Annotated in this window: 1 protein-coding gene and 2 pseudogenes; all 3 read left to right on the top strand. The window is 47.0% G+C overall.

All coding sequences use genetic code 11. From position 1 onward, the window contains the following. A pseudogene (locus B9T16_RS28010) lies at nt 1-192 on the top strand (transposase); the annotation flags it as partial. A gap of 19 nt (nt 193-211) precedes the next feature. After that, nucleotides 212-487: pseudogene (locus B9T16_RS28015) on the top strand (IS1 family transposase); the annotation flags it as partial. 843 nt (nt 488-1,330) lie between these two features. Continuing rightward, a complete protein-coding gene (locus B9T16_RS28020; protein WP_410246319.1) occupies nt 1,331-1,954 on the top strand; it encodes a reverse transcriptase N-terminal domain-containing protein in 624 nt (207 codons plus the stop codon). Nucleotides 1,955-2,182: the final 228 nt, after the last annotated feature.

Here is a 2,182-nt window from a genome sequence, read left to right on the forward strand (position 1 = left end):
ATAAAGGGGGGCGGCAGGCTGAACTGGTGGAGGCAGCTCAATGCCGTTTACTCTATCTTCGGCCTTATTCGCCAGACCTCAACAAGATAGAGAAATGTTGGTCGTGGTTGAAAGCCCGCATTCGCCATTGCACGTGAGCAGTTTGATTCTCTCGATGATGCCATGGATTCTGTTCTCAAGGCTGCGTCCTAACCGCATTGACTAATGCTATATCAGTGCCGAGAGCGAAGTCCATGGCAACCACTGTGAAGCACACAATGCTGCCTGACGTCGTCGTTGTAGTGCCTTTCGGCGCCGACAAAATCTCTACGCCAAAACGCCATCAGGACTCGATCGAGCACTCTCGGTACAGCGTTTAATCCATAATTGGGTTAGACCGCGATGGTCGAGTTGGGAGACTCCTGCCATGGCGCTCGGTTTCGCCTCACGAGCGGTGAGTGTTGGCCAAATGCTTTCTCTGAGGAGCTTTCGAGACTTGCCACCTTAAGTGACCAGTACCATCAATAATAAACTAGCAGTTCACATCAAATTTCTGTACGTTTTTTAGCATTTATAGTGTTTAGGGCTGGCCCTAGTCAATCAAACTCAAGCGGGAGGTGTGAAATACCCATATATGGTAGAATATATAGGCAGGTGCGAGACGTTCAGGCATAAAATAGGGTTGCAATACCCGAAATAACCGCCTGGTGGGGACTTCAACCCCTTGGTTGAATATAAGGAGCGCACTCCTGACCATCCCCATAACTGTTTATATGTCCCAACGTTTGGTATAGAAATATACAAAACAAGGCAGGGAACTCAAGGTCAAAACGCAAAACTGAAATCTTAAAGATTCCTTAACAATTGCGAAAGAGAGTAACGGCGATAGCCACCCCCAATTTTGGGAACCACAACCCCAGGATTGAAGCGGGGAACGGAAGGCTCCGAGGTGTAACCCAACACCAGAATCGAGACCACTGCCAACCATCCATGATTAGGGAAACCGAATGTCCGGCTTGAACCATCGTAAATATTAAGTAGCGAAATAGGTTGATACGCTGCGCTCAAAAGGGCAAGGGGAAAAGTGGGGGATTCTGCACTCTACCCACACAGACCTTTAAAAGTACCTCGGTGGAAAGGACAAATCTAAAGATGGAATGCCCATATAAACGGAACGTTTTAAGTCCTCCTGGACTCTAATTATCTGGTCGAGGTAGTTAGTAGGGATAAGTGTAACCGCAAGTCCTAGAGGATGTGAGATGTGACCAGAAGCCAATGCCCGACTGTAATGGTAGGGATATGCTAACAGGTCACGGTTTGATTGTAAGAATAGAGTCTAGTAGGAGTCAAAATGGCGATAGCGAGTTTAAAGAAAGGATTTGGTAAACCCAAACCAATCAAGACTACGAACAACGCATGGAGAGCAATCCCGTGGACTAAGGTTCAACGGAAAGTTTTCAAGCTCCAAAAGAGTATATTCCAAGCAGCTAAATCGGGACAAGATGCAAAGGTAAGAAGGTTGCAACGTCTATTGGTGAAATCGTATTATGCCCGGCTCTTAGCAGTGCGACGAGTGACCCAGGACAATCAAGGAAAGAAAACAGCCGGAGTAGATGGTGTGATAGCGATATCCCCTAAACAAAGGCTAGAAATGACCGAGAAAATCAAAGGAAACCTCAAATCAAAACCACTGCGAAGGATGTGGATTCCAAAACCTGGTAGGGATGAAAAACGCCCGCTAGGCATACCCACAATCCAAGATAGAGCAAGGCAAGCCTTGGTTAAGTCGGCTCTCGAACCGGAATGGGAATCGAGATTTGAGGGCACTAGCTATGGGTTCCGTCCTGGACGGTCAGCCCAAGATGCAATAAGCAGGATTTACCTGAGTATTAACAATGGTGAATACTACGCGCTAGATGCTGATATAGCGTGCGAGACGTTTAGGAGTGAAATAGGGCTGCAATGCCTGAAATAACCTCCTAGTGGGACTTCTACCCCTTGGTGGAATATAAGGGATTCGCACCCCTGACCATCCCATAACTATCTATGTGTCTCAACATCTGGCTTCGACAACCAGATAAGGCAGAGAGACTCAAGGTCAAAACTGAGCGAAAAAAMAGAGGGAAAGTTATGAACCMCTTGAGTATAACGTAAGGTTGAGAGTAACGGCGATAGCCACCCCCAGTTTTGGGAATCATTACCC

Source organism: Arthrospira sp. PCC 8006 (genome assembly GCF_046480465.1).
GTDB classification, from domain to species: domain Bacteria; phylum Cyanobacteriota; class Cyanobacteriia; order Cyanobacteriales; family Microcoleaceae; genus Limnospira; species Limnospira platensis.

Coding starts and splice junctions, on each gene's coding strand:
- B9T16_RS28020 (WP_410246319.1), top strand. CDS start 1,331: ATGGCGATAGCGAGTTTAAAGAAAGGATTTGGTAAACCCAAACCAATC.